Origin of the sequence: Echinicola shivajiensis (assembly GCF_018642165.1) — a bacterium.
Taxonomy (GTDB): Bacteria; Bacteroidota; Bacteroidia; order Cytophagales; family Cyclobacteriaceae; genus Echinicola; species Echinicola shivajiensis.
The window spans coordinates 91,435-113,615 of sequence record NZ_JAHHZM010000010.1; the positions used below are offsets into that span (position 1 = coordinate 91,435).

Below are 22,181 nucleotides of genomic sequence, written 5' to 3' on the forward strand. Positions count from 1 at the left end.
TTTGACTCCTTTGATAAATAAAGAGCCAATGTTTTAAGAAATAATGGGTTTGGGCGGCTTTAAAAAATCTTTTACCTGGTCTTCAGGAATATCTGATACATAGACCTTATTAAAAATAGAATATGGCTTGATGAAATTGATTTCAGCTTGATCATGTATAACATAATGCAGGTGGCAACAATGGCACACGCAAAGTGGTGAACAGTCATCATGATCACTATGGTTTTGGTGCCCCTCATCTTGTGCTAGGAAAATCGTATCGGTAGAATCCGTATCTATTTGAACCTGTTCATCCCCACAAGGGAATAGCATTAGGGCAAATAAATAATACCTTAATATGATTTCCATCCATTTCATAGAACAAAGATATCCATTTAACCCATGCAATAGGTTTGCAAAAGTTAATTAATCCACATATGCAATATCATTGCGCTAGGTTTGGTGTTGAATGCTATGATATAGAAATTAACTAATGTTTTCCTTCAGCTTATGGTTAAATTAGTGATTTTACAGCTGCTAATAATTCTTTTGCCGTGAAGGGTTTATTAATGATAATGGAATTTTTAATTTCCTTTAATTGACCATTAAATAGTTCTTTTAAGTAATTATCACTTATGATTACAACTGGAAGATTATGGTCAGGAAGTAACCTTTGCATAATTTCAATTCCTGATTGATCATAGTCAATTGATATTGACAGGATTAATAAATTGGGATCAGATTTCCTGATCTGTTCTTCTATATTTTGTGTTTCGTAACATTGCTCTGTTTTGTATTCATATAGTTCCAAAATTTCACAAATGTTACTTGAAAAGTTTTTATCCTTTTCAACTATTAAAATTTTAGACATGGGTGACTAAGTTTAGGGTGATACTATCAGTCCTATCTATTTATAATCTAGAAATCAAAAGTGGTGTGGGGTACCAAAAAGCCTAGGGAGTGAAAAGATGAAAAAGCAATATTTATATTTCTGATATTATATATAAAAGGGACATTCAAATCTCATTTTCATGTATCCAATAAGCGTCTCCTATTGGTCAATGATTAACGTTTTGCTAAAAGTAAATATAGAAACGTATTTCGAAAAATAAATATTAAGGATTTTTTTACATCATTAAATATCATTAAATATAGAAATTTCACCATTTTTACAGTGGTAGATGTTAACCGTTACGGTTGAAGTAATGTCAGAATATATATGTAGAATTTCTTTTAAAAACGAATATTTATTTTGTACTAGTTGATGTTTATTATTTTTTAATTTAATCCGATATTTAACTGTTTTTTCGTAGAATAGTTTAAAAATTTATTTATTTAAAATAATTATATATATGATGTTCAAACACAATATTTTGTTACTACTATTGATTATGCTCATGTTTTTAGGTTCTTGTAAGCCGAAAACTTTTATTTCCAATAAAGTGATTGCCCATCGTGGAGCTTGGAAAATGAGTGATTTACCACAAAATTCTATAGCTTCTTTGGAAAAAGCCATTGCACTTGGTTGTGAAGGTTCTGAATTTGATGTGTGGATGACTAAAGATAGTGTATTGGTAGTCAACCATGATGCTGATTTTGAGGGAATGGAAATAGAACAATATAACTACAGTGAACTTTTGGATGGAAGACATTCCAACGGGGAAAAGCTGCCAACTGTGGAAGAATACCTGTTGGCAGGAATGAAGCAGACAGGTACCAAGTTAATTTTTGAAATAAAGCCATCGAAGCTTGGTGTCGAAAGAAGTGAATTTTTGGCAGAAAAATCCCTAAATACTGTTAAGGCCCTTAATGCAGAGGAGTGGGTTGATTATATCACTTTTAGCTATGAAGCAGGATTAAAAATCATTGAACTTGATTCAAAAGCAAGGGTTGCCTATCTAAAAGGTGATAAGAGCCCTGCAGTACTTTCAGATGCTGGTTTTTTTGGGTTTGATTATAATATAAAGGTTTTAAAGAATAATCCAGAATGGATAAAAGAGGCTCATGATCTTGGATTAACTGTGAATGCATGGACGGTAAATAAGGAAGAGGATATGCATTGGCTATTAGAGAAAAAAGTTGATTTTATAACAACAGATGAACCAGAAAAACTAATGGAATTGATCAAAGAATAGCCTCCTCGATCATACAATTGCTTCTTGACTTTATTTGGGGTATAAATTATAGAATATGAGAGGGGTATAATGAAATCCATACAGCGTATTAAGGCATAAACGGATTAAAATTTGTAAATTAAAAGGTACAAATCTAAACTAACTCCTAGCCTGATTGCCACTCCCTTTAAGATTTTATTCTGGGACTTTCTTAATTCATCATTTAAAATATTCCATACTATGTCTGATAAAAAAATCATTACAATTATGGGGGCCACGGGTGCCCAAGGTGGTGGACTTGCAAGAGCCATCCTCAACGACCCTAACAGTGAATTTGCAGTTCGGGCAGTAACTAGGAACAAAAACTCAGATAAGGCCAAAGCACTGAGTGATCTTGGAGCTGAAGTGGTTGAGGCAGATGTAGATGACAGGGCTAGTATAGTTGGAGTAATGAACGGTGCTTATGGTGCTTATTTGGTCACTTTTTTTTGGGATCATTATTCTCCAGAGAAAGAGTTTTTACATGCCAAGAATATGGCTGAGGCAGCTAAGGAATGCGGTTTAGAACATGTGATTTGGTCAACTTTGGAAGACACCAGAAAGTATGTCCCGTTGAATGATGACCGCATGCCTACATTACAAGGGAAATATAAAGTACCACATTTTGATATGAAAGGTGAAGCCAATCATCTCTTCAAGGACCTAGGTGTTCCCACTACTTTTCTAATGGCTTCATTCTACTGGGACAATTTCATCTATTTTGGTAGTGGCCCTCAAAAAGGAGAAGATGGTAAATACTATTTGACATTTCCTATTGATGATAAAAAGATGGCCGGAATAGCTGCTGAGGATATTGGAAAATGTGCCTATGGAATTTTCAAAAAAGGTAAGTCTATGGTAGGAGAAACTGTTGGAGTCGCTGGAGAGAAACTATCTGGAGCAGAAATGGCTGCAGCGTTCACCAAACACCTTGGCAAAGAGGTTATTTTTAATAATGTCAGCCCAGAAACTTACAGGAGTTTTGATTTTCCTGGCGCTGATGATCTGGGAAATATGTTTCAGTTTTATAGGGATTTTGAAGAAGTTTGTAATCGTCATAGGGATGTAGCGCTTTCGAAAGAACTTAATCCTGAGTTGAAAAGTTTTGATGATTGGCTCAAGCAGTATGGAAATAAAGTACCGATGGACTGAAGCAAACAAGGCCAAATTTCAATCAAAGTTTGGCCTTGTTTTTTAATCCACAACAATAAATCCCACATGAAGTGGGTAAAGGCTGAGAAATGAAGATCGTAGAGTGAATAAATTGATATCAGGTCTTTGTGCTATTAGCTTCTCCTCGGGTGACTTAGGGAAAAACAAAAACTGAATTTCACCTAGTGGGGCAATAAATCATTATAGTCCTGTTCTGTATCAATGTCGACTTCGCCACCTTCAAACGGGAGAGAAATTAATTTATCTTGGTAATTTATTAGAAGGCTCTTTGCCCCCTTATCTTGCTTTAGTTGCGTAAGATCTTCAAAAAAGTCGCTTGGGAAAATTGCCGGGACGCCAAGAGTTCCAACATAAGTGCTACAGATGATTTTGCTTGGATTATTTTTCCAAGCCTTTATTATGCCTTTCAATTGATTTGAATTTATATGGGCTTGATCACAGACCAAAATTAAAATGGCACTTGTCTTTTCTCTCAAGTATTGTACTCCCTTTGTAATTGACGATGCAAGGCCCCTTTCATATTCTTCATTTTTCAGGACTATCACATTGCTTAAATCTAATTTTTCCTCAATTAGCTCTGAGTTTGCCCCCAGGATCACAACTGTATCATTTGCCCCTAAAGCAGTGCATGCTTCAATAGTATTCTGTAATAAACTTTTTCCCTTGTATTTCAAAAGTTGCTTCGCTTGGCCCAATCTGGAAGATTTGCCAGCAGCCAATATCATGATGCTAAAATCAGTTTCCACGTTCATCGGGGTATTACTTATAATGATAGAATCGATCAGGATGTATTCGGCCTTCTTGTTTGAATAGGGATCCCCCTTTACTATCTGCAAAAACTGCTTTTATCTCAGCCAAGACAGATAGAGCTATTTCCTCAGAGCTCTCTGCTCCTATATCCAGCCCCATTGGGCTATGCATCTCAATTTGCAAGAGATCGAATCCTTCTGCAATTATCTCTTCCTTCATCATGGCCCATTTCTTTTTTGGCCCCAACATTCCTATATATTTGATTTCCTTGTCCAGTGCCCATTTTACTATTTCTTTGTCATAATTGTAATTATGGGTCATCAATAACAGGGCAGTATACTCATCTAGATTTACTTCTTTAAGGACTTTTCCTGCTTGTCCAATCAACAGCTGACATGTTGGGAATCTTTGTTTATTGGCGTGGCTGGGTCTTCCGTCCAATAATACCATTTCCCAACCCAAAATTTCTCCAGCTTCCACCAAAGGAATCACATCATTTCCAGCTCCAGCAATCACTAGTCTGGTTCTGGGGGCGATATATTCAAAAAAAATTTCAAAAGCTTCATTCTCTAATTTGAAGCTTTTGAATAAAGAGGTTTTTGTAGAAAATATTTCACTTATTTCGGTTTCAAAATCTGCCCAATTGATTTCATTATTGATTCCAAGGGCTTGTCCCATTCGTATTAGGGTATAGGTTCCCTGCTTGCTTGATTTTTTGTTGCTTTTTGAGAACAGACTGACCAAAATATTAGGACTGCGCTTTTTCAGGCATTGTTTCAAAAAGTAAACAGGATTTAAAATCTGCTTATTATCAATTGGCTCAATTAAGACGTAAATAATCCCTTCACAGCCCAGGCCTACCCCAAATACATCTCCATTTTCTTCTGAAGTATCGTACTTGACCAGCAAGGGCTTATTTTGTATAATGACCATCAAGGCACGTCTTAATGCATCGCCTTCCAGACAACCCCCACTAATGGCTCCGCTTAGTTGGCCTTTTTCAGTGATTAGCATCCTAGCTCCTGCTCCTCTATAAGATGAACCTTCGACTTTTACGACAGTAGCAAGAGCGGTAGCCTCTCCTTTTTTCTGGGCAGTTTCATATGCGTCAATGATAGATATGATTTCTTTCATGAGTATGTGCTAGAAATTTTCATACTTTCTTGCAACTTTAAAACAACCTTTGTTATCGTATTTATGGCTATATCTATTTCTTCTTTCCCTACGAACCTACCAAGACTAATCCTAATAGAATTTAAAGCATTTTCATCGTCTAAACCTATCGCCTTTAGTACATGTGAGGGCTTTTGGACAATTGATGAACAGGCACTTCCCCTACTTATAGCCAAGGTTTTCGACATGGTCAAAAGCAATGTTTCAGCCTCTATATTCTTAAATGTAATATTGCTAATATGGCTTAGTCTAGTAGATAAACTTCCGTTGATCCTGGTTCCGGGGAGAGTTAGTAAAGCACTTTCAATTTTGTCCCTGTATTGCTTAAGTGTTTTGCTATTACTTGACAGTTCTTCTTTGCATAATTCGGCAGCCATCCCAAAACCAACTGCCGCAGGGACATTGATAGTTCCTGCTCTTTTGGCCCCCTCTTGTTTTCCGCCATGGATCATTGAAGGAAAAACTTTTTTTAAGGAAGAATTATTAATTATCAGTCCCCCTATTCCTTTCGGTCCATAGATTTTATGGGATGAAAAGGCAAGTAAATCAATATTTGATGAAGACAGGTCAATTGGAATTTTTCCGACAGCCTGAGTAGCATCTGAAACGAAATAGAGGTCATGCTCTTTTGCTATTTCAGCCATTTCTTTAATAGGGTATATTGTTCCCAACTCATTATTGGCGTACATGCAGCATATAGCTAGGGTCTCCTGTTTAATTGTTGATTTCAATAAATCTAAATTTATCTGCCCATACTTATCAACTGGAAGGTAACTTACTTGAAAGCCCTCTTTTTCCAAGTATCTGAATGTCTCTAAAACGGCGCTATGTTCAACTTGACTGGTAATAAAATGTTTTTTATTATTTGGAGCCATTTCAGCCAGCCCCTTAATCGCCCAATTAATAGATTCTGTTGCTCCACTTGTATAGAAAATATCGTTGGGATGACTAGTTAATAAATCGGCAATTTGCTCTTTAGATCGTTCAACAGCCTCTTTATTTAGCCAAGCATAATAGTGATCAGTACTGGACGCATTTCCAGAAAATTCAGAGAAATAGGGCAACATGGCCTCTACTACCTTTGGGTCGCAAGGTGTGGTGGAGCAATAATCTAAATAAATCGGCCGCTTCATAGTAAATAATTAGCTAGCATTAATTCAAAGTGGGTTTGAAGTGGTTTTGTTTAGTCATAAACTAAATGAAAAAGGCACTTTTATTAAATGGCTGAGCGGTTAGTCGAACCTTGGTTGCTGAATATATGGCATTTGCTAATGCTGCGCCAGCAGGTGGTAGGCCTGGCTCACCGAGTCCCATGGGATTTTCATTGCTTTCGATAAAATGCACCTCAATTTCTGGGATGTCCTTCATTTTGATCATTCTGTATGCATCAAAATTTTTCTGGTTAGCCTGACCATTGGTCAAGGTTATTTCAGCAAACATGGCATGTCCTAGGCCATCAATAATTCCACCTTCAATTTGAGTTTCGGCACCACTTTTATTAATAATTATCCCACAGTCAACAGCACAATAAACCTTATTGATTTTTAGTTTTTGATCAGGTAATTCTTCCAATTCGACGATCTCTGCTACATACGAGCCAAAGGAAAAATGAGCTCCAATTCCCTGATAAACTCCTTCAGGTTTTTCTTTTCCCCAGCCAGCCATATCGGCCACTTTCTTTAAGACTGCCGCATATCTGTCTACATCATAAGCAACGTTTCCTATGGGATTGGATTTGGCTTTCTCAAGTAAGTGAAGCCTAAATGCTAAAGGATCTTTACCAGTTTTATGGGCAATTTCATCGATAAAGGATTCTTCAGTAAAGGCTATGAAATTGTGATTGGGAGCTCTCCAAGGTCCCGTACTTACCGGTGAATCATATCTTTGAGTATCCACCTGGAAATTCGGTACTGCACCAGCTGGAAAATTATCCTGTCTTGAAAGATTTCCTGCAATTCCGGCAGAATTATGATGCCAGCCTATTATTTCACCATTTTTATCCAATGCGGCTCGGTATTGGTATTTAGCCATGGGCCTATAGAAACCTCCTCCCATATCATCCTCTCGGGACCAAATAACATTTACCGGAGCCTTGGCTAGTTTAGAGACCATGGCTGCCTCTTCCACAAAATCGGACATCAACCTTCGTCCAAATCCACCTCCCATCCTAGTCAGACCTAAACTGATTTTTTCCTCAGGAATTTCTATTAGCTTGGCCACCTTTTTTCTGGTTCCCTCAGGAGTTTGGATGGGGCCATAGAGTTCAGCGCTGTTTTCCTTTACATCTGCAAAGAAGTTCATAGGTTCCATGGTATTATGAGCTATAAAGGGAGCATCAAAATCCATTTTTACCACTTGGTGCGCATTAGCAAAGGCTTTTTTGATATTTCCATCCTTTCTTTTTGCTGTAGCGTTATTTTTGGAATTAAGCGCTGAAAATAATTTGACTTTGATTTCATCCGTGCTTTCCAGATCATTTGGGTCAGACCATGTTATTTTAAGTGCTTTTTTCCCTTTCATTGCGGACCAAGTATTATTGGCCAATACCACAACCTTATGGTCATAACTAAGGACCTGATGTACGCCATTTACTTTTAGGGCATCTTGGTCTTCATAGGAAATCAATTCCTGTCCAAATGCAGGAGGCCTGGCAATAACGGCATAGAACATGCCTTCCTTTTTGGTGTCAATGCCATATTTTAGTGATCCGCTTACTATATCCTTATTGTCGACGTTTTTAATTCTTTTTCCAAGCAATTTGAATTCAGAAATGTCCTTTAAAGGAGCAGTCACAGGAACAGTCATGCTTGCAGCCTTTTCTACCAATTTTCCATAGCTTAGAGACTTGTTACCATCTTTGAGAAAAACGGCTCCTTCTGAAGCATAACAGTTACTTGGTGTGGCTCCCCAAATTTCAGCTGCAGCATTGATCAACATCAATTTTGCTGTAGCTCCGGCGCTTCTGAATGCATCCCAGCTTGATCTTACAGAGCCGCTTCCTCCAGCTACTTGCCGATTATATTTTTCAGTATCAAGCCCTGCCTGTTCAATTTTTACATCTTCCCATTTTACATCCAATTCTTCCGCAACAATCATTGGCAGAGCCGTTTTAACACCTTGTCCAATTTCAGGATTGGGAGCCATTAGGGTGACAGTTCCATTGGTGTCAATTTTTACAAAGGCATTTATATCGACCATTTCGGCCATTTGTTCAGAAGTAGGATTTTTACAGGACGAAAGCCAGTTGAAACCTAAGATCAACCCGCCACCCGAGGCAGCACTCACCTTCATAAAATTCCTGCGAGATAAATTCATAGTGCTTTTCATGATTTACCTCCTTCCGCAGCCATTTTAATGGCCTTTTTAATTCGTTTATAGGTTCCGCACCTACAGATATTGGTCATTGCAACATTAATGTCATCGTTTGTAGGCCTCGGGATTTCTTTTAATAACTCAGCTGCTGCCATAATCTGACCAGCTTGGCAATAGCCACACTGTGGAACATCTTCTTTATCCCAAGCCAGTTGCAATGGATGGTCACCATTTTTGGATAGGCCTTCAATAGTGGTGATTTGATCATCTTTAATGCTAGAAACGGGAATTACGCATGATCTTACCGCCTTGCCATTGAGATGGATGGTACAGGCACCACATTGGGCAATTCCACATCCGTATTTTGTCCCTGTCAATCCAACAATATCACGGATCACCCAAAGTAAGGGCATATCAGGATCCACATCCACTTCGTGGGTCTTATCATTAATATTTAGCTTAAATTGGGTCATTTTATTATCATGGTTTAAGGGTATCAAAAAGTCTTGATAAAGTAATTAATTTAAGGATTGATTTTTACAATTGGTAATATGGAACTAGTATTTCCACAAATGGTAAAAATAATCCTATTCAAGAGGCTGAAAATGAGAGAACAGTTTTAAAATGCCTCTCCTATATAAATATAAAATCCATTTGTATCCTGACCAAAAGCATAATCCAAACGGGTATATATGTCTTTTTTGGGAAACAAAAGAAAGCGCAAACCAGCACCAGCTGACCATACTATCTTGTCAAGGTATAAATTGTCGAAATCAGGAAATACGGTTCCAGCACCTGCAAAGGCTGCTGCTCCTAGCCTCTTGGTAAATCCTAATGGAAGGGGTAAAAACCTAAATTCCACTTGACTTGATATATAGTTATTATCCCTATAGCGTCCATAATAATAACCTCTCATTTGGCTCTCTCCTCCTAGGGCACTGGTCATATTGAAAGGAACTTCTCCAGTATTGAACTGCCCAAAAAGTTGTGCAGCCAAGACATTGTTTTTTCCAATGGGCCGGTATATCCTATTGTCTGAAACAATCGTTGCAAATTCATATTTTCCTTTCCAAAAGGGGGCATACTTGATATAAGCCAGTTCTGAGAACAGTCCACGCCTTACATTAAGCACATTGTGTCTATTGTCATAAACTACTCCCATTCCCAGGCCAATATTGGTGGACCCTTCATATCCAACAGGTAGCTCAAGTACTTCATCGGAGTTCTGTGGCTCAAACTCAACTGATCCGAAATGGTTAAAATCAAGCTCCATACCAAAATAAAAGTCCTTCTTTAATTTTCGTAGAACCCTTTCCTTGATGAGGACTTGTTTTGAATCTACGATTGCTAAATAATCATTACTGGTATCTGGGCCCAAACCATAATAATATAGGGGGAATTGTTGATATCGTAGCCTTCCTAGGAAGAACCATTCCTCTTTATCTGCATAGTTAGCATGATCGAACCAAATCCCATATTGCCCTTCCAGGGTAAAAAATGTAAATCCATTAATTTCACTGAGTCTATTGCTCGTATCCTTTTTAGCATAATAGACATATAGGGAGCTGAAACCAATCTCCCAACTGGTTTCGGGAGAATAAGCCAAAGTTGGATAAAGCAGGAACTGGGGTTCAGCTACATCGCTGGTATCATTGATGATTTTATTAATATACCTTTTAATAAAACCTTGATCCTGGGCATTGGCAAGGTATATATTACATGAAATCAGGAATGTTAGTAAAAGTAGTTTCTTCATTGGTTATAGAAAACAGTCTGCCATAAGGAACAATAACTACATTAAACCCAAAGTAGTTTATTTATCGCTGCTATTTGTACAAGATATTAATATTCAAGATAAAAAATGAAATAGCAGTGTATGTTGCTGTGGTACTTTCAAGGAAACATAAAAAAAGCAGTCCTAAAAGAACTGCTTTCGAATTTAACTATCTTCAAGATTACAGACCAAATAGTCCTGGCAACCATAAGGTCATTTGTGGGAATAAAGTAATAATGATCAATCCTATGATCATTGCCACAAAAAAAGGAAGCAATGGTCGGACTACTTTTGCAATGGATGTTTTAGCCACACCAACGCCAATAAAGAGTACTGAGCCGACTGGAGGAGTACATAGTCCAATACAAAGATTCAGTACCATAATGATCCCAAAATGAACTGGATCGATACCCAATTCGCTTACAACCGGTAAGAAAATTGGCGTAAAGATCAATACTGCTGGTGTCATGTCCATAAATACCCCAACAAATAGTAAGGTTAAGTTGATGATAATAAGGATGATGTATTTATTATCACTTAATGAAAGTAGGATTTGACTAATTGATTGTGGAATATCTTCACTCGACATAACCCATGACATACTCATAGAAGTCGCGATCAATAATGCCACAACAGCCGTTGTGGATGAAGATTTAAGTAAGATGGCTGGTATATCTTTTACTTTTAATTCTCCATAGATAAAGGAAAGCCCTAATGTATATAAGACAGCAATTGCTGAAGCTTCTGTGGCTGTGAAAATTCCAACTACGATTCCTCCAATAACTATAACCAACAAAGTCAAGCTTGGGGCAGCCTTTAGAAATACACTTCCAAATTCACTAACAGTGGTTGTTTCACCTTGCGGTAATTTGTGTTTTCTGATAAAGAATGCTGCAGTTATCATCAATAAAAGTCCTACAAATAAACCCGGGATATAACCAGCAACGAATAATGCACCAATGGAAACACCACCACTAGCCAAGGAATAAACGATAAGAATGTTTGATGGTGGAATGATCAAACCGGTGGTGGAAGAGGTTACATTAACCGCAACACCCAATTCCTTAGGATAACCTTCATCATCCATTCTTTTTCCTAGAATTCCCCCTAAAGCAGAGGCTGCCGCCACCGCAGAACCGGCTATGGCCCCAAAAAGCATTGCCGCAATTACATTGACATACAATAAGCCACCTGGTAGTCTTCCGGTGATGGCCTTGGCAAGATTAATTAGTCGGTTGGCTATCCCTCCTTTATTCATTATTTCCCCAGCCAGTATGAAAAAGGGGATGGCTAATAATGAAAAACTATTTAATCCAGCTCCCATTCTTTGAGCGATAGTGGTCATGGAAGGTACAGCAGCAACAGTGATCATCAAAGTTAATAAGCTACTAAAACCTAAGCTCCAGGCAACTGGTACTCCAAGTCCCATAAGGGTAATAAAACTTAATACTAAAACTATTATGGTTAAATATTCCATGGTTATGCGGCTGGTTTATGTTGGGTCAAAAGTTTGATATCTGCTATTTGATAAATGGTAATCAATAGCCCACTAAGAGGGATTATCGTATACACATAGGCCAAAGGAATTTGCAATGTGCTCGATTTTTGTCCAAGTATATAGGTGATGTAGACCAAATTGCTTCCACCAAAGATCATTACAGGTATGGCAAAGGCAAGGATGATAATATGGATAAATATCAATAGATTGTTTTTGACCCTTCCCGTCAGCCTAGCTGGGAGGATATCAATGGCCAAATGTTCATTATGACCTGCAACATAGGCAGATCCAAGCATACCCAACCAAATCAATAAAAACCTGGACAATTCATCGGTGAAAGAGCTCGGAGACATCAAAATATATCTAGATAGCACTTGCCAAGTCACATTGATAACCATTAAGCTCATAATGATCATTAGCACATAGCCTACCCGATGGTTAATTTCATTCTTAATAGAACTGCTGTGTTTAGTCATGGTTTCTGATTTTTTCAATGATTTCATACATTTCTGGCTGTTCCCGCTTAATGGTTTCATACAGGGGCTCTACTGCTTTTCTGAATGGTTCCTTATCAGGATAGGTGATGGTCACCCCTTCTTTTTCCAGCAGTTTCATGGACTCTTCAACTGATTCTGCCCAAATTTTGTATTGATAGGTGGCAGATTCATCCGCTGCTTCCTGTAACCATTGCTGTTCTTGTTTGGTTAATCTGTCCCACACCTTAGTGCTGACAATTAACATGTCAGGTACAGCAGTATGCTCATTGATAGAATAGAATTTACAGATTTCATAGTGTCTGGAACTCACTACACTTGGAGGATTGTTTTCAGCGCCGTCAACGATACCTTGCTGTAAGGCGGTATAAAGTTCACCCCAAGAAACAGGTGTGGGTGAACCGCCCAAACTGTTCACCATATTGATGGCTGTATTACTTTCCATTACCCTGATTTTCTTTCCAATCAAATCTTCAGGACTTCTTACAGGCTTGTCTTTGGTGTAAAAGCTCCTTGATCCAGCGTCGTAGAAGCAAAGGCCTTTTAACCAATATTGGGTACCTTCATTAAGCAACATTTTTCCGATTTCACCATTGAGCACCCTTTCTTTGTGTTGATCATCTCGAAATAAATATGGCTGACTCAGTACCTGAATTTTGGGGGCAAAACTTTCCATTACCGCAGAGGATACTTTGGTCATACCCAAACTTCCAATTTGAAGTAATTCTACTAATTCACGCTCATTGCCAAGCTGTGCATTTGGGTAAACATGAACCTTCATTTGCCCATTAGACTTTTCCTCAACTCTTTTCGCCATATATATCATGGCATCGTGAACTGGATGATTAGTGTCTAAGCCGTGTCCTAATTTTATTACTGTTTTACCACCTGGACCTTTACATGAGATAGCCAAAGCTATCATAATAAAAACCAGTAAGTTAAAGTGGGTTATTGTTTTTGTAGATCTTAAAAATTTCATTCTCAATAGTTTAAGATTTAAGGGATTTTATGACAGAAAGAGCTTGGCTGATTTTCTCTTCCAAGGCATCATATTTCTTGTCCTGAATCCACTCTTTTTTGAATAACTGTGAACCCATCCCAACACAAGTAACACCTGCTTTGAACCATTTTCCTAAATTATCTTCGGTGGGTTCCACACCACCCGTAGGCATAATTTTTATTTCGGGTAATACGGCTTTTACCGCGGAAACAAACGATGGACCAAGGACATTTCCCGGGAAGGCTTTGAATACCTGTGCTCCCATTTCTTTGGCGTTAAAAATTTCAGTAACAGTTCCGCAACCTGGTATCCATAATATATCTTGTCTGTTGCAGACTACAGCAACGGAAGGAATTAAAGCTGGAGAAACAATGAAATCGGCACCTGCCTCTAAAAATTCTTCGACCTCTGTAGGAGTAAATATGGTACCAATACCCAAAATCATTCCTTCATATTGATCGGCATGAGTTTTTAAATCTTTAAACACCTCAAGAGAATTGTTACCTCTGTTTGTAAACTCAAAAACCCTTATGCCTGCTCGGTAGGAGGCATCCATTACTTCTTTTGCAACTTCAGTATCGCTATGGTTAAAAACAGGGATCATCCCTGTTTCTTCCATGGCTGCAATAATATCACTTTTGCTAAACTTCATATTTGATTATTATCTTAATAATTTTCCTACATTTTCTCCTCTTACCAGCTGTTCTACCTCTTCAACTGAAACAAAATTCGCATCCCCTGGTATGGAATGTTTCAAAACAGATGCAGCCACAGCAAACTCTAAGGCTTCTTTATCCGAAGAACCGAGTAAACCATAAATCAGACCGGCCATAAAAGCATCACCGCCACCTACTCTGTCCACTATATGGGTCATATCATACGTTGTTGACTTCAGAAGATCTTCTCCATTCCATAGAACGCCCGAAAGTTTGTTATGGGAAGCACTAATGGATTCCCTATAAGTGGTGGAAACATACTTGATGGAAGGGTATTTTTCCTGTGCTTTTTGACAGGCGGTCACAAAATCGTTTTCATGAATATCCATGCAATTTTCAAAATCCGTAAGCCCAGCAATGATCAAGTCGGTTTTATCAATGAGTCCTGGCATTATATCCAAAGGACCTTTTCCATATTGCCACAAATTTCTTCTGTAATTGATATCGCCACTTATTTTTACACCTAATCGGCGGGCTGCTATCACCGCGTCAAAGCAGATTTGGGCAGCACTGGAAGATATCGCAGGAGTGATTCCCGTCCAATGGAACCAATCCGCACCCTCAAATATTTCTTTCCAATCAATTTTATTGGGATCAAAATTGGCAAAGACAGAATCAAAACGGTCGTAAATAATTTTCGAAGATCGCTGCATGGCTCCATTCTCCACGAAGTACAATCCCATCCTTCCTTCATCAAAAAATACATATGAGGTGTCTACTCCGGCAAATCTCAAATACTGTGTGGCAGCCTTGCCTAAATCGTGTTTTGGAAAGGCGGTAACATGAGCTGCGGACATTCCCCAATAAGCTAAAGAGACCGCTACATTGGCCTCTGCCCCACCATATACTGTGTTGAATGTGTTTGAATTAACAAATCTTTCGTGCCCTGGTGTGGAAAGCCTCATCATGATTTCCCCTAGGGTGATCACCCGTTTTTTCATTGATAACTTCTATTTTATTTCCCGAATTAAAGCCAAAATAAATTTGTTTAGAAAAAAACAGCAGAATTTATTCTGATTAATTTTTTTATTGCATAAATTGCGCAATCGATTGCGCAATATAGCAAAATTATACAGATATGACACATAAAATTTTAAAGATTCATCCTAAGGACAATGTCTTAGTTGCCCTAAAAGATTTGAAAAAAGGTGAACACATACACTTTGAGGGAAAAGATATTACCCTTAGTCATGACGTCAAGGCAAAGCATAAATTCGCTGAAGAGCGATTGAACATTGATGATAATATTTTCATGTATGGCATTATCTGTGGAAAAGCCCTGTCACCAATTATGGAAGGAGAAGTGCTTACCACACAAAATGTAGCTCATAAAACTGCTGAATTTACAGGAAAGAGAGAAACTAAGACATGGACTGCTCCTGATGTTAATAAGTGGAGTAAGTTGAATTTTATGGGCTATCATCGCGCAGATGGTCTAGTAGGGACGGCCAATTATTGGTTGGTAGTTCCTTTGGTCTTCTGTGAAAACAGGAATATTGAGATCATGAAAGAGGCCTTTGTAGAGGAATTGGGCTTTGCGAAGCCTAACAAATACAAAGCCTTTGTCAAACAGATGCGTGAGCTTTATGCTCAAGGAGATAAGGAAAAAATAGCTGAACTCAACGTCGAGACAATAGAGCAAAACGAAGAGAACAAGATTTTCAAAAATATTGATGGAATAAAATTTTTGACCCATCAAGGTGGTTGCGGGGGGATCAGACAAGATTCAGATATGCTTTGTGCACTTATAGCCGGCTATATAAATAACCCTAATGTGGCTGGAGCAACCATTCTTAGTCTTGGTTGCCAAAATGCTCAACCAGCAATCCTTAAAGATAAGTTGAATAAGATAAATCCTGATCTTCAAAAACCGGTTTTACTTTTTGAGCAGCAAAAAGAAGGAACTGAAAGTGCCTTGTTGACCAATGCCATACAGCAAACATTTTTGGCCTTGACAGAAGCTGACAAAATCTCCAGAAAACCAGCCCCACTTAGTAAATTAACCGTAGGCTTAGAATGTGGTGGTTCGGATGGTTTTTCTGGTATTTCTGCTAATCCGGCAGTAGGACACGCATCAGACTTGGTCGTAGCCTTGGGAGGAAAAACCATCCTTTCAGAATTTCCAGAATTATGTGGAGTTGAACAAGAACTAATAAACAGATGCACCACAGATGAGTCTGCAGAAAAATTTGTCAGCTTGATGCGGGCTTATGCAGCATCAGCAGAAGCAGTAGGTTCAGGATTTGATATGAACCCAAGCCCTGGCAATATCAAGGATGGCTTGATCACAGATGCCATGAAATCAGCCGGTGCTGCCAAAAAAGGAGGTACCTCCCCTATTGTTGATGTTCTGGATTATGCGGAATTTGTCACCAAACCAGGTTTGAATTTATTGTGCACACCTGGAAATGATGTGGAAAGTACTACTGCCATGGCTGGATCTGGAGCCAATATCATTTTATTTACCACAGGACTTGGTACCCCAACAGGAAATCCAGTGACACCTGTTTTAAAAGTTTCTTCAAACCACATTCTTGCAGAAAAGATGTCTGACATCATTGACATCAATACTGGTGGAGTAATTTCCGGTGATAAAACAATCGATGAAATGGGTGAGGAAATTCTTGAACATATCATTGAAGTGGCCAGCGGAAATAAAAAGGCGAAGGCGATGAAGCTTAATCAGGATGATTTCATTCCTTGGAAGAGAGGCGTTTCTTTGTAAGGTTCTAGAAGAGAAATATAAGATAGTAGACAAAAAGGCGCCGATTGGCGCCTTTTTTAGTATGGTAGTTATAACTTGGGGACATCAAATGATTTTTGCCTAGAAGGTTATTTTTATACATTTATCAATAAGTCAACAAATTTTAACTTTATGATTCCTAATAGTTTATATCTTGTTTTTGGCTTTACATCGATACCACGTTTGAAAGTTGCCTTCGAAAAACTATCCATCACTGGTACAATAATTTGTTTAGATGATGACTTAAGATTTGGTCCAATTGACCAGCTTGACCAAGATCAAGGAATCAATAAAAGAACGAGGTGGTTGTCCCAGCATACCTTCAATGAATTGGATAGAAAAAAGCATTCCTCTTCATTGAATGATGATATTAGAAAATAAAACGTTTAAAATCTGAAGTTAAGAAAGACCAAATAATTTATATCTGGTGTGGTAGAACTGGATTGGATCTAATATCCACTGCTAGGTTAGTAAAAGAATTATCAGCTCATAGAAACATCTATGTCACAAATATTCCATACATCACCATTAAATCAAAGTTTGGTCACCAATATGTGCCGATATGCCTATCAGTTATGAATTCAGAGGAGATACCTTTAATCATTAAGTATTTTAAAAAAATTGATGAAAGCGCTAAAATAAGATGGATAGAGTTGTGGAATAGATTGTGCGAAGAGGGTAAGAATCTGAGAACTCTTGATAATGAAGCAAAGATTATATCTACAGCAGATGATTTTTTTGATCAATTTCTTTTAAACAACTGTTCTGGCAAATTAACTAAAGCTGCGCGAATTATCGGCCTTACACTATTGGACATAGATTTTAATGCCAGTGATGCTGTGCTCAATTGGAGATTGATCCACCTTGTTCAAGATAAGCGGCTATTATTTAAGGGTAATTTAGAAATGATGAGGGATTATTCAGTAAAAACCACATGAGCCATTTCCTTTTAAAGTTTTCTGATCTTCACTTTTCTCGGAATCGATTTCGTAATTAAACTGAATCCTTTATTTGACAAGCTATGATTTAATTGTCATTTTTAGACTTGAATAATTTAATCAAATAGAAAAATCATGTTTAAGAAATTTTCTTTTACTGCAGCGTTAATCCTTGGAGGATTAATTTCCTTTTCCTGCTCCCAAAAGGCCGAATCAAGTGTCCAGAAAGAATCATGGACCTCATTATTTGATGGTGAATCACTAGAAGGCTGGAAGGCACTAGGTGGTGAAGCTGAATTTAAGATTGAGGATGGTGCAATCGTTGGTATTTCTAAAGTAAATACGCCAAACACTTTCCTTTGTACTGAAAAGCTATATTCAGATTATATCGTTGAGCTGGATCTTAAAATTGAAGATGAAACCAGTAATTCAGGTGTAATGACCAGAGGACAATATAATGCCGAGAAAAACAGAGTATTTGGTTACCAAATCGAAGCTGATCCAAAAGAAAGAGCTTGGTCTGGCGGACTATATGATGAGGCTAGAAGAGGTTGGCTATACCCGTTGACCTTAAATGAAGAGGCTAGAAAAGCCTTCAAATTAGACGAATACAACCACTATAGAATTGAGGCTATCGGAAATGAAATCAAAACTTGGGTAAACGGTGTGCCTGTCGCTTATGTAGTTGATGATATGGACAGCAAAGGTTTTATCGGTTTGCAAGTGCATGGTATTGGAAGCAATCCTGATCACGCTGGTAGAAAAACATATTTTAAGAATATTAAGGTTAAAACTGGAAACCTAGAGTCTAAGCCTTTCCCAGCTGGACATTATGTGGTAAGCACTGTTGATAATACATTGACAGATTATGAAAAAGAAGATGGTTGGAAACTTTTGTTCAATGGTCAAAATCATGATGGATGGAAAGCTGCCTATAAAGAAGAATTCCCATCAAATGGTTGGATAGTTGAAAATGGTGTATTGACTATCAAAGAATCAGATGGTAGTGAGTCAGAAACTTATGGTGACATTGTTACCAAGGATAAATACAGTGCTTTTGATCTATCTTTCCAGTTTAAGCTTTCTGAAGGAGCTAACAGTGGCGTTAAGTATTTTGTGACACTAAGTGAGGGAAATAGTGGTTCTGCTATTGGTTTGGAATATCAAATCCTAGATGATGAAAAACATCCAGATGCAAAAAAAGGAAAAGATGGAAACCGTACTCTATCTTCTCTTTATGATTTGATTAAAGCCGACAAGCAAGGAAGATTTACTAAGGCAATTGGTGAGTGGAACCAAGGTAGAGTTGTGGTATACCCAGACAATAAAGTCGAACATTATCTAAATGGAGTTAAGGTGGTAGAATATGTTAGAGGTTCTGATGAATTCAGAAAATTGGTAGCTGGTAGTAAATATAAGAACTGGGAGAACTTTGGCGAAGCACCTGAAGGTCATATCCTATTACAGGATCATGGCAACAGAGTGAGCTTTAAGTCCATTAAGATTAAGGAGCTCAAGTAATATTATTTGAAATTTACATGTTGCTTTTAAACAGCTATACTGATGACTCCAGGTCCAATTAAAATTGGTATTTGGGGTCATTTGTTCTTTAAAGGTCAATTAATAATAGTCCCAAAAAATTAGAATCAATATTCCGTTTAATTATGAAGAATAAAAATAACAGAAGAGAATTTATCAAAAAGTCTGCTTTGGCTACAGCAGGGATTTCCAGTTTGGGAGCTCTGGGTTTTTCAGCCAAGAGCTATGGAAATATTATTGGGGCCAATGAACGCCTAAATGTGGCAATATGTGGATTAGGCAGGAGATTGGGCGCTTATTATGATCCTATTAAATTACCACAATCCAATGTTAATCTGGTTTACCTATGTGATGTGATGGAATCCCAAAGAGAAAAGGCCGGAAAGAAATTTCATAGCCTTTTGGGATACAGCCCAAAGTTGGAAAATAGTATTTTCAAGGTAATTGAGGATCAAGAGGTAGATGCCCTTATCAATGCCACTCCTGATCATTGGCATGCTCCAGGTACATGGATGGCTGTGGAAGCGGGGAAACATGTTTATGTTGAGAAGCCTTGTAGCCATAATCCTAGAGAAGGAGAGCTTTTAGTAGAGTATCAAAAGAAGTATAATAAAGTCATTCAGATGGGAAATCAACAAAGGTCTTCCCTACCAAGTAATGAAATTGTCAATGCGATCCATGAAGGAGCATTAGGAAAAGTTTATAAGGCTACGGCTTTCTATTCTAATTCTAGGGGAAAGGTGCCTAATCCTACAAAAGCTCCTGTACCAAAAGGCTTGGACTGGGATCTTTTTCAGGGGCCTTCGCCAAGGAAGGAATATATGCACGATACTTGGGATTATAACTGGCACTGGTATGGTTGGGACTTCGGTACTGCGGAGACCGGTAATAATGCCACTCATGAATTGGATATCGCCAGATGGGCATTGGGAGTTGATTTCCCTAACAGGGTCATGGTGGACTCAGGAAAGTACCATTGGGAAGACGATGGCTGGACCATGTATGATACCATGGATGCGGTATTTAAGTTTGAAGACAACAAGACCATCCAATGGGATGGAAAAAGTCGAAATGGAATGCAAACCTACGGTGGTGGAAGAGGAACAATTATTTATGGAACTGAAGGTTCTGTATTTATAGATAGAAGTGGGTATAAGCAGTATGATCGTGGTGGTAAATTGGTAAGAGAGAATTATGGTAAAGGATCTGAATCAGCTACTGCCTTAGGTGGTGGTGGAGATGTTTCTACAACTCACGTATACAATTTCTTTGAGGCTATTAGGGGTAAAGAAAAACAAAACTCCCCTATTGATGAAGGAGCTAAAAGTACCTTACTATGCCACTTGGCCAATATAGCTTCAAGAACTGGTGAGGTTCTGGAATGTGATCCTAAAAATGGTCATATCATCAATAACAAGGAAGCTAAAAAGCTTTGGTCAAGAGAATATGAAAAAGGTTACGAACCAACCATTTAATATATAGCAACCATGAAGTTAATAGCGGGGAATTATAATTCCCCGCTTTTTTTTAAACTATTAATTATTAAAAAAAGGCCATAAAACGATAGTTTTATGGCCTTTAGGATTTGATTAAGGTTCAATTACACCACCTTAGTTTTTCCTGGTACCGCATGAGGATAAAGTCCATCTTCATTTGGAAGTACCTTAGGCATAGCATCCCAAGTATAAGTTTCTGGCATAAGGTCAATTTCTGAATTAAAGGCCTCATCCCAAGTGATTTCCTTACCAGAATATGTGGCATTTCTGCCCAATATAGCCGTCATAGTACTCATGGCAGCCCTTGTAGCATCTTCATATTTGTATTCACCATTTACAATAGCACCAAATAGCTTATTATGCTCTTGTTGATAAGGGTTGATATTGCCCTTGCCATCGTGGTTATAAAGTTCGCTTCCATCTAATCCCCAGATTTTACCTACATTACCTGCATTCATATAGGCACGTCCTTTGGTTCCAATAAAGGATTCATCTACTTTATTATCTGCGCCGGGGAAGTGACGACACTCACTATTGATAATAGTACCATCTGCATAGGTCAATCGAATAGTATGGTGATCAAAAATTTCACCTGTATCCAATCCTGTTCTTACCATTCTACCACCAGTACCTTCTGCTTTGACAGGATAACCACCTTTTACCCAGTTGGCAATATCCAAATTATGAACGTGCTGCTCTGTAATATGGTCTCCACAAAGCCAGTTAAAATAATACCAATTTCTCATTTGGTATTCCATTTCAGTTTGCTCTGGCTGTCTGGCACGGGTCCAAACTCCGCCTCCATTCCAGTAAACATGACCTCCTACTACTTCACCAATAGCACCATCCTGAATTCTTTTGATGGTTTCAATATAGTTGTCTTGGTATCTTCTCTGAAGGCCTACAACGACGTTTAACTTTTGCGCTTTTGCTTTTTCAGCAGCAGCAATTACCCTACGGATACCATTGGCATCTACTGCTACCGGCTTTTCCATAAAGACATGCTTGCCTTGTTTGATAGCTTCTTCAAAGTGCATCGGTCTGAAACCCGGAGGTGTTGCCAATAACACTACATCGGCTTCTTTGATGGCTTTTTTGTAAGCATCGAAACCTACAAACTTTTTATCTTCTGGAACTTGTACTTTTTCAGGTCCTATTTTTTTCGATAAAGCATCATAGCTATTATCCAATCTATCTCTAAAAGCATCAGCCATTGCGACCAATTTGATATTTTGGTCTGTACCGAAAGCTTGGAAAGCAGCACCGGTTCCACGACCACCACAGCCAATCAAGGCAATCTTGATTTCATCAGATCCAGCGGCATAGGCACCTGGAAGAGTAAAAGGGCTTATCATGGCACCACCGGTAACTAATGCGGTGGTTTTCAAAAAATCCCTTCTGTCATTTTTTTGTTTAAGGTTCATGTTATTTATAGGTTTTATG

At 38.2% G+C, this 22,181-nt stretch carries 21 protein-coding genes; 7 read left to right on the forward strand and 14 right to left on the reverse strand.

Annotation, left to right across the window (positions count from 1 at the left end; all coding sequences use genetic code 11):
- Window positions 1-33 precede the first annotated feature (33 nt).
- Both KMW37_RS16295 and KMW37_RS16300 read right to left on the reverse strand, forming a co-directional pair.
- On the reverse strand, window positions 34-348 hold the full coding sequence (locus KMW37_RS16295; protein ID WP_215225719.1) for a DUF6660 family protein: 315 nt from the start codon (window positions 346-348) through the stop codon (window positions 34-36).
- Between the two features lie 145 nt (window positions 349-493).
- Window positions 494-850, reverse strand: a complete 357-nt coding sequence (locus KMW37_RS16300; RefSeq protein ID WP_215225720.1) for a response regulator — start codon at window positions 848-850, stop codon at window positions 494-496.
- Between the two features lie 481 nt (window positions 851-1,331).
- On the opposite strand from KMW37_RS16300, the gene KMW37_RS16305 reads away from it, so the two are divergent.
- Both KMW37_RS16305 and KMW37_RS16310 read left to right on the forward strand, forming a co-directional pair.
- Window positions 1,332-2,114 carry a glycerophosphodiester phosphodiesterase gene (locus tag KMW37_RS16305; protein ID WP_246581536.1) on the forward strand — a complete coding sequence of 261 codons (783 nt, stop codon included), beginning with the start codon at window positions 1,332-1,334 and terminating at the stop codon, window positions 2,112-2,114.
- A gap of 219 nt (window positions 2,115-2,333) precedes the next feature.
- Window positions 2,334-3,284 (forward strand): NmrA/HSCARG family protein, encoded by a 951-nt coding sequence (locus KMW37_RS16310; protein WP_215225721.1) that lies wholly within the window; start codon window positions 2,334-2,336, stop codon window positions 3,282-3,284.
- 182 nt (window positions 3,285-3,466) lie between these two features.
- Here the strand turns inward: KMW37_RS16310 and KMW37_RS16315 are convergent, their stop codons facing one another.
- The 11 genes from KMW37_RS16315 to KMW37_RS16365 all read right to left on the reverse strand — a co-directional run bounded on the left by KMW37_RS16315 (window position 3,467) and on the right by KMW37_RS16365 (window position 14,963).
- A complete protein-coding gene (locus KMW37_RS16315; protein ID WP_215225722.1) occupies window positions 3,467-4,057 on the reverse strand; it encodes a nucleotidyltransferase family protein in 591 nt (196 codons plus the stop codon).
- Between the two features lie 7 nt (window positions 4,058-4,064).
- Complete coding sequence (locus tag KMW37_RS16320; protein WP_215225723.1) at window positions 4,065-5,189, reverse strand: XdhC family protein; 1,125 nt, start codon at window positions 5,187-5,189, stop codon at window positions 4,065-4,067.
- On the reverse strand, window positions 5,186-6,361 hold the full coding sequence (locus KMW37_RS16325) for a cysteine desulfurase family protein (protein ID WP_215225724.1): 1,176 nt from the start codon (window positions 6,359-6,361) through the stop codon (window positions 5,186-5,188). Before KMW37_RS16325 ends, KMW37_RS16320 begins: the two co-directional genes overlap by 4 nt.
- A 61-nt stretch (window positions 6,362-6,422) precedes the next feature.
- A complete protein-coding gene (locus tag KMW37_RS16330) occupies window positions 6,423-8,555 on the reverse strand; it encodes a xanthine dehydrogenase family protein molybdopterin-binding subunit (RefSeq protein WP_215225725.1) in 2,133 nt (710 codons plus the stop codon).
- Window positions 8,552-9,013, reverse strand: a complete 462-nt coding sequence (locus KMW37_RS16335) for a (2Fe-2S)-binding protein (RefSeq protein ID WP_215225726.1) — start codon at window positions 9,011-9,013, stop codon at window positions 8,552-8,554. The genes KMW37_RS16330 and KMW37_RS16335 overlap by 4 nt, the downstream gene beginning before the upstream one ends.
- Window positions 9,014-9,159: 146 nt before the next feature.
- Window positions 9,160-10,296 (reverse strand): BamA/TamA family outer membrane protein, encoded by a 1,137-nt coding sequence (locus tag KMW37_RS16340; RefSeq protein ID WP_215225727.1) that lies wholly within the window; start codon window positions 10,294-10,296, stop codon window positions 9,160-9,162.
- A gap of 199 nt (window positions 10,297-10,495) precedes the next feature.
- The gene (locus tag KMW37_RS16345) at window positions 10,496-11,791 is read right to left on the reverse strand and encodes a TRAP transporter large permease (RefSeq protein WP_215225728.1); all 1,296 of its coding nucleotides are present in this window, start codon (window positions 11,789-11,791) and stop codon (window positions 10,496-10,498) included.
- 2 nt (window positions 11,792-11,793) lie between these two features.
- Complete coding sequence (locus tag KMW37_RS16350; RefSeq protein WP_215225729.1) at window positions 11,794-12,288, reverse strand: TRAP transporter small permease; 495 nt, start codon at window positions 12,286-12,288, stop codon at window positions 11,794-11,796.
- A complete protein-coding gene (locus KMW37_RS16355; protein WP_215225730.1) occupies window positions 12,281-13,285 on the reverse strand; it encodes a TRAP transporter substrate-binding protein in 1,005 nt (334 codons plus the stop codon). Before KMW37_RS16355 ends, KMW37_RS16350 begins: the two co-directional genes overlap by 8 nt.
- A gap of 10 nt (window positions 13,286-13,295) precedes the next feature.
- Window positions 13,296-13,958 (reverse strand): bifunctional 4-hydroxy-2-oxoglutarate aldolase/2-dehydro-3-deoxy-phosphogluconate aldolase, encoded by a 663-nt coding sequence (locus tag KMW37_RS16360; RefSeq protein WP_215225731.1) that lies wholly within the window; start codon window positions 13,956-13,958, stop codon window positions 13,296-13,298.
- 9 nt (window positions 13,959-13,967) lie between these two features.
- On the reverse strand, window positions 13,968-14,963 hold the full coding sequence (locus KMW37_RS16365; protein ID WP_215225732.1) for a sugar kinase: 996 nt from the start codon (window positions 14,961-14,963) through the stop codon (window positions 13,968-13,970).
- 137 nt (window positions 14,964-15,100) lie between these two features.
- Between KMW37_RS16365 and KMW37_RS16370 the strand changes: the two genes are divergently transcribed.
- The 5 genes from KMW37_RS16370 (at window position 15,101) to KMW37_RS16390 (ending at window position 20,717) form a co-directional block, all read left to right on the forward strand.
- The gene (locus tag KMW37_RS16370) at window positions 15,101-16,747 is read left to right on the forward strand and encodes a UxaA family hydrolase (protein WP_215225733.1); all 1,647 of its coding nucleotides are present in this window, start codon (window positions 15,101-15,103) and stop codon (window positions 16,745-16,747) included.
- Between the two features lie 150 nt (window positions 16,748-16,897).
- Window positions 16,898-17,146, forward strand: a complete 249-nt coding sequence (locus tag KMW37_RS16375; protein ID WP_215225734.1) for a DUF1835 domain-containing protein — start codon at window positions 16,898-16,900, stop codon at window positions 17,144-17,146.
- Between the two features lie 194 nt (window positions 17,147-17,340).
- The gene (locus tag KMW37_RS16380) at window positions 17,341-17,703 is read left to right on the forward strand and encodes a DUF3658 domain-containing protein (protein WP_215225735.1); all 363 of its coding nucleotides are present in this window, start codon (window positions 17,341-17,343) and stop codon (window positions 17,701-17,703) included.
- A gap of 135 nt (window positions 17,704-17,838) precedes the next feature.
- The gene (locus KMW37_RS16385; protein WP_215225736.1) at window positions 17,839-19,224 is read left to right on the forward strand and encodes a 3-keto-disaccharide hydrolase; all 1,386 of its coding nucleotides are present in this window, start codon (window positions 17,839-17,841) and stop codon (window positions 19,222-19,224) included.
- A gap of 143 nt (window positions 19,225-19,367) precedes the next feature.
- Window positions 19,368-20,717: a Gfo/Idh/MocA family protein gene (locus KMW37_RS16390; protein ID WP_215225737.1), complete on the forward strand. Its 1,350-nt coding sequence runs from the start codon at window positions 19,368-19,370 to the stop codon at window positions 20,715-20,717.
- A gap of 125 nt (window positions 20,718-20,842) precedes the next feature.
- On the opposite strand, the gene KMW37_RS16395 is transcribed toward KMW37_RS16390, so the two are convergent.
- A complete protein-coding gene (locus KMW37_RS16395) occupies window positions 20,843-22,162 on the reverse strand; it encodes a Gfo/Idh/MocA family protein (RefSeq protein WP_215225738.1) in 1,320 nt (439 codons plus the stop codon).
- Window positions 22,163-22,181 lie beyond the last annotated feature (19 nt).